This is a genomic window from uncultured Rothia sp. (assembly GCF_937976295.1).
In the GTDB taxonomy this organism is placed as follows: domain Bacteria; phylum Actinomycetota; class Actinomycetes; order Actinomycetales; family Micrococcaceae; genus Rothia.
The window spans coordinates 1-5216 of the sequence record NZ_CALJRY010000328.1; the positions used below are offsets into that span (position 1 = coordinate 1).

Sequence of the window (5216 nt, forward strand, 5' to 3'; positions counted from 1 at the left end):
TACTTTTGTATGAACCTACACCGTGATGAGGAGTTATTGTGAAGTCTCTGCACCGCACGTCTACCGCTCAGGAGTCTTTTGATAGTTCTGTGGTGAACCGCCGTACTCTTTTGGGTGCCGCTTTGGGAGTTGGTGGCACGGCGCTATTGGCGGCTTGTGGTTCGCAGGGTCAGGGGGCTGCTTCTTCGCCGTCGGCCTCTTCTTCCGCATCATCTTCCTCAGCCGCACCCTCCGCCACTGCTTCCGCAAACGCTTCGGCTTCTGGCATTCCTTCTCCTACCGGAGCTGCCTCCTCTGCCGCGCCCTCCCCCACTGCATCTGCGAGCGCTTCAACATCTGCTAGCGCTTCGGGATCGGCTACCCTCGCTCTTGCTCAGCCGAGTGTTGAGTCTCAGCCGGACTCGTTGCGTTGCCTTGTGAATAAGATGCGTCCCTTTGCGCAGCAGGATTGGGAGCCGAGCGACCTGGTGGAGTTCTACGGTCATCAATTGCGCGCCGAGGCGGCGAAGGCGGCGGATACGATGATTGATGCGGCTGCTACTGATGGTGTGACGCTGCTTGTTTCTAGTGCATATCGTTCGTATGCGGTGCAGCAGCAGACCTATCAGTATTGGGTTTCGATGAACGGTCAGCAGGTGGCGGACCAGTTGTCGGCGCGTCCCGGCTATTCGGAACATCAGACGGGTTTGGCGATTGATTTTGCCTCTCCTGAGGGGTGCCGTTTGGAGGAGTGTTACCGCGATACGCTGGCTGGCCAGTGGTTGGCGAAGAATGCTCCGCGTTACGGGTATATTTTGCGTTTCCCTGATGGCCGTCAGTCGGTGACCGGTTATCGTTTTGAGCCGTGGCATTACCGCTATGTGGGTGTTCAGACTGCTCAGGAGTATGTGTCTTCGGGTGCGAAGACTTTTGAGGAGTTTATCGGTACGGGTGCGGCACCCGATTATGCAAGTGCGAGCTAGGCTCTGAGCTAACCTTTTGGCTTTGTCGGGTGCGCCAAGTGGTGATGTGTATCATATTTCATGGTTTTGCGTCGGAAGTAAATAGGTATGCTAGATGCATATTTTTCCGGGTGCGCACCCCGTAAATCCGCGGTTTTTCGAGGGTTTCAGAGATTTTTACTCAACTTCATGTGACCTAGACCTTAAGTATTGAGTGTTATAGAAGCATTGTGAAGAAAAACACATGCTTTACAATGAAAATTTTCTCAGAGTATGGCAAATTCTGAAGTAAAAAGGCGCTATTCTATATCTCATGCTTAAGGGTTTTAAAGATTTTCTGATCCGCGGTAACGTCATCGACCTCGCAGTTGGTCTGATCATGGGTACCGCCTTCACCGCTGTGGTGACCGCACTTGTCCAGTCCGTCCTGATGCCCGCCATCTCCATGCTGGTTGGCTCCCCCAACTTCGACCAGTTCCTGGCATACGGCCAGATCAAGATTGGCGTCTTCCTGACCGCTGTTGTCAACTTCGTTCTGATTGCAGCTGCTGTGTACTTCGCAGTTGTTATCCCCGTTCAGAAGCTGACCGAACTGGCTACCAAGAACAAGGCTGAGGAAGAGGAAGAAGAGGAAGAGACCGAGATCGCACTCCTCAAGGAGATCCGCGACTCTCTGGCAAAGAAGTAATTTCTCTGCTCTCTCTACCACTAATTTTCAAACCCCCGTATCCCCCGTGGACGCGGGGGTTTTCCGCATCCTCTCTCCCCCGCACACAGAAACACATACACATCCGCTCAAGATAACGCAGAAGGGCTGGGAAGGTGTTACCTTCCCAGCCCTTCTGCGATCCCCCGTTAGGGAAGAATACGTTTAGAGTGCCAGTTCCTTAGCCACAACGTCAGCCAGCTGCTGAGCAACCTCATCAGCCTGCTCCTGAGTTGCAGCTTCAACCATCACACGCACCAGAGGCTCAGTACCGGATGCACGCAGCAGCACACGGCCGCTCTCACCCAGTACACCTTCAGCCTCGCTCACAGCAGCAGCGAGCGCCTCATTGGTCTTCACAGCCGCACGGTCAACGCCCTTGACATTAATCAGGCGCTGCGGGGTGGGCTGCATGCGGGATGCCAGCTCCGAGAGGGTCTGACCGCTTCGTGCCACCTCTGCCGCCAGCTGGATGCCGGTCAGAACGCCGTCACCGGTGGTAGCGTAGTCGCTCATGATAACGTGGCCGGACTGCTCGCCGCCGAGGTTGTAGCCGTGCTCGCGCATAGACTCGAGGACGTAGCGGTCGCCCACAGCGGTGCGGCCGAGGGTAATACCGTGCTCACGCAGGTACAGCTCCAGACCCAGGCTACTCATCACGGTTGCGACGAGGGTGTCCTTTGCTAGCTTACCTTCGCGCTTAGCCGCAACAGCCAGGATAGCCATAATCTGGTCACCGTCTACCAGGTTGCCCTTTTCGTCAACTGCCTGACAACGGTCGGAGTCGCCGTCGTGGGCGATGCCGAGGTCCGCACCGTGCTCAACGACAGCTGCCTGCAGCTTCTCGGGGTGGGTGGAGCCCACGCCGTCGTTGATGTTGGTGCCGTTAGGCTCTACAGCCAGTGCGATGACCTCTGCGCCCAGCGCCTCGAAGGTTGCCGGGGATGCCGCGTAGGCCGCACCGTTTGCGCAATCCAGAACAATCTTCATGCCGACAAGGGGCTTGTCTTCGGGCACGGTGGAGACCAGGTGCTTCACGTAAGCCTCGGTACCGTTTTCCAGGGGCTTGACAGTACCCACAGCACCACCGGTCGGGTAGCGGAAGGACTTCTCGCGGTAGACGCGCTCAATAGCGTCCTCAACGGAGTCTTCCAGCTTCTGGCCGCCGCGGGCCAGGAACTTAATACCGTTGTCCGCTGCGGGGTTGTGCGATGCAGAAATCATCACGCCGAAGTCAGCACCTGTGTGTGCCACCAGGTAAGCTGCTGCGGGGGTGGGGACAATGCCAGCGTCCAGCACGTCAACACCTGCGCTAGCGAAGCCAGCCTTCATTGCAGAGACAATAAAGTCTGCGGAGGCTCGGGAGTCATTTGCAATCACGGCACGGGGGCGTACACCCTCTTCTACCGTGTCAAAACCCAGAACAATAGAAGCCGCCTGCGCGAGCTCCATAGCCAGGGCGGGAGTAATTACATCGTTTGCTAGACCGCGTACGCCGTCGGTTCCAAAAAGTCGTTCAGTCACCCTTTTATTTTACGTTGTGAGTAACTCTGCTTAGGCGTATACACCGTAAATTCTTCACAATCAGAAAGTGATTTTCAACGGCTACATATCTGCTTCATAGCTAAGGTTTTGCGTAAAAGCGCGAAGGTGCCTGCTCTCCGTTCCCGCGTTTGGGAAAAAGAGAGACAGGCACCTTCATAGTGCAAGCTGTTTGCGGTTATATCGCCGCAGGGTTGAGTTTTTTACTCTCCCCTATCTATCGACGCTTACTTGACGACCGGGAAGCCGTCGGGAGAGTCGCCGGACTCATCCTCAAAAACGTCGGATGCGGAGCGGACGATCAGCGAGTCGAGCTCGCCCACGACTGCCTCATCCTTGGAAGGGTAGTCGAACTGGGAGAGCACGTAACGCATTGCTTCCAGACGTGCGCGCTTCTTGTCGTTGGACTTGATAACGGTCCAGGGAGCGTCACCGGTGTGGGTGTAGAAGAACATTGCTTCCTTCGCCGCGGTGTAGTCGTCCCACTTGTCCAGGGATGCCAGGTCGGTGGGGGAAAGCTTCCACTGACGAACCGGGTCGGTACGGCGGGAGGTGAAGCGTGCGAGCTGCTCTTCGCGGGTGACGGAGAACCAGAACTTGATGATGTGGATACCGGAGTTCACCAGCATGCGCTCCAGGTCCGGAACTTCGCGCATGAACTCGAAGTACTGTGCCTGGGTGCAGTAACCCATAACGCGCTCAACGCCGGCACGGTTGTACCAGGAGCGGTCCATCAGGACGATTTCACCGCCGGAGGGCAGGTGCTTGATGTAACGCTGGAAGTACCACTGGGTCTGCTCGATATCGGTCGGCTTCTCCAGTGCGACAACGCGAGCGCCACGGGGGTTCAGGTGCTCGGTGAAGCGCTTAATGGAGCCACCCTTACCTGCTGCGTCACGGCCTTCGAAGATGATGAGGATCTTCTGACCGGTGGACTTAACCCAGAGCTGCAACTTCAGCAACTCAATCTGCAGGGCACGCTTTTCCTTCTCGTATGCCTTACGGCTGAGCTTGGTGTCGTAGGGGTAACCCTTCTTCCATGCCTGAGAGGTTTCGTCGTCCTTCTTGTCCTTGCCGAGGGCACGGGTGAGGGAAGCCATTTCGTCCAGTTCTGCCGAGTAGTCTTCAACGACGGAGGTGCGGCGTGCCTGGGGCTTCAGGGCTTCCTTGATGGCTTGTTTCTTCTCAGAACCGGTGTGTGCGTGTGCGCCTTCAGCGGTGTGCTGGTGGGCTTCAGCCTGAGGAGCCTCCACTGCCTGCTCTTCGGGCTTGGTGGAGGGATTCTGCTCTGCCATGAGTACTCTTTTCTTCCTGTCTGCTTTGACTCTTTAACTCTACCGGTGTGCTCTTCTATGAACAAACGTAACAGTTACAAGCACCCTTAACGTTTAAGACCGGTAGGTACGCAAAACGCCCCGACTCTCCCAATGGGAGAAGCGGGGCGTAACGCTTCGTAAAAACCAGCGATTAACGCTTGGAGAACTGCGAAGCCTTGCGTGCCTTCTTAAGACCAGCCTTCTTACGCTCGATGACGCGTGCGTCACGGGTCAGGTAGCCAGCCTTCTTCAGTGCGGGGCGGTTGTTCTCGCGGTCGATCTCGTTCAGTGCACGAGCGATACCCAGGCGCAGAGCACCTGCCTGACCGGAGGGGCCACCACCGTTGATGCGTGCGATGACGTCGTATGCACCCTCGAGCTCCAGGAGCTTGAAGGGCTGGTTGACGTCCTGCTGGTGCAGCTTGTTGGGGAAGTAGTCTTCCAGGCTACGACCGTTGATGGTCCAGTTGCCGGAACCGGGCACAACGCGAACGCGTGCCACTGCTTCCTTGCGGCGACCAACTGCTGCGCCTGCAACGGTCAGTGCCGGACGTGCTGCCTTAGCCGCTGCGGGGGCAACGGACTCCGAGGTGTAGCTGGTCAGCTCTTCCTCGACTACGATCTGCTCTTCGTTCTGAGCCACGATTTCTCCTATTGTTTCTTCGTAGGCCCGAATTACTGGGCGACCTGGTTGAATTCGTAGGTCTTGGG

Annotated in this window: 5 protein-coding genes; 2 read left to right on the forward strand and 3 right to left on the reverse strand. The window is 56.7% G+C overall.

Translation table 11 applies throughout. From position 1 onward, the window contains the following. Positions 1-38 precede the first annotated feature (38 nt). Positions 39-962: a M15 family metallopeptidase gene (locus Q0216_RS08640; protein WP_298594559.1), complete on the forward strand. Its 924-nt coding sequence runs from the start codon at positions 39-41 to the stop codon at positions 960-962. A gap of 292 nt (positions 963-1254) precedes the next feature. Then, positions 1255-1629 (forward strand): large conductance mechanosensitive channel protein MscL, encoded by a 375-nt coding sequence (mscL, locus tag Q0216_RS08645; RefSeq protein ID WP_298594560.1) that lies wholly within the window; start codon positions 1255-1257, stop codon positions 1627-1629. A 183-nt stretch (positions 1630-1812) separates the two neighbouring features. On the opposite strand, the gene glmM is transcribed toward mscL, so the two are convergent. From glmM to rpsI, 3 genes are all read right to left on the reverse strand, one after another. Then, entirely contained in the window at positions 1813-3171 is a 1359-nt protein-coding gene (glmM, locus tag Q0216_RS08650; protein WP_298594563.1) for a phosphoglucosamine mutase, read from the reverse strand. 245 nt (positions 3172-3416) lie between these two features. After that, positions 3417-4484, reverse strand: a complete 1068-nt coding sequence (ppk2, locus tag Q0216_RS08655; protein WP_298594565.1) for a polyphosphate kinase 2 — start codon at positions 4482-4484, stop codon at positions 3417-3419. A 172-nt stretch (positions 4485-4656) separates the two neighbouring features. Next, positions 4657-5148 (reverse strand): 30S ribosomal protein S9, encoded by a 492-nt coding sequence (rpsI, locus tag Q0216_RS08660; RefSeq protein WP_070687289.1) that lies wholly within the window; start codon positions 5146-5148, stop codon positions 4657-4659. Positions 5149-5216 lie beyond the last annotated feature (68 nt).

What these genes read in the sequence shown, in the direction of transcription:
- mscL (WP_298594560.1), top strand. Translation starts at nt 1,255, where the DNA reads ATGCTTAAGGGTTTTAAAGATTTTCTGATCCGCGGTAACGTCATCGAC.
- ppk2 (WP_298594565.1), bottom strand. Translation starts at nt 4,484, where the DNA reads ATGGCAGAGCAGAATCCCTCCACCAAGCCCGAAGAGCAGGCAGTGGAG.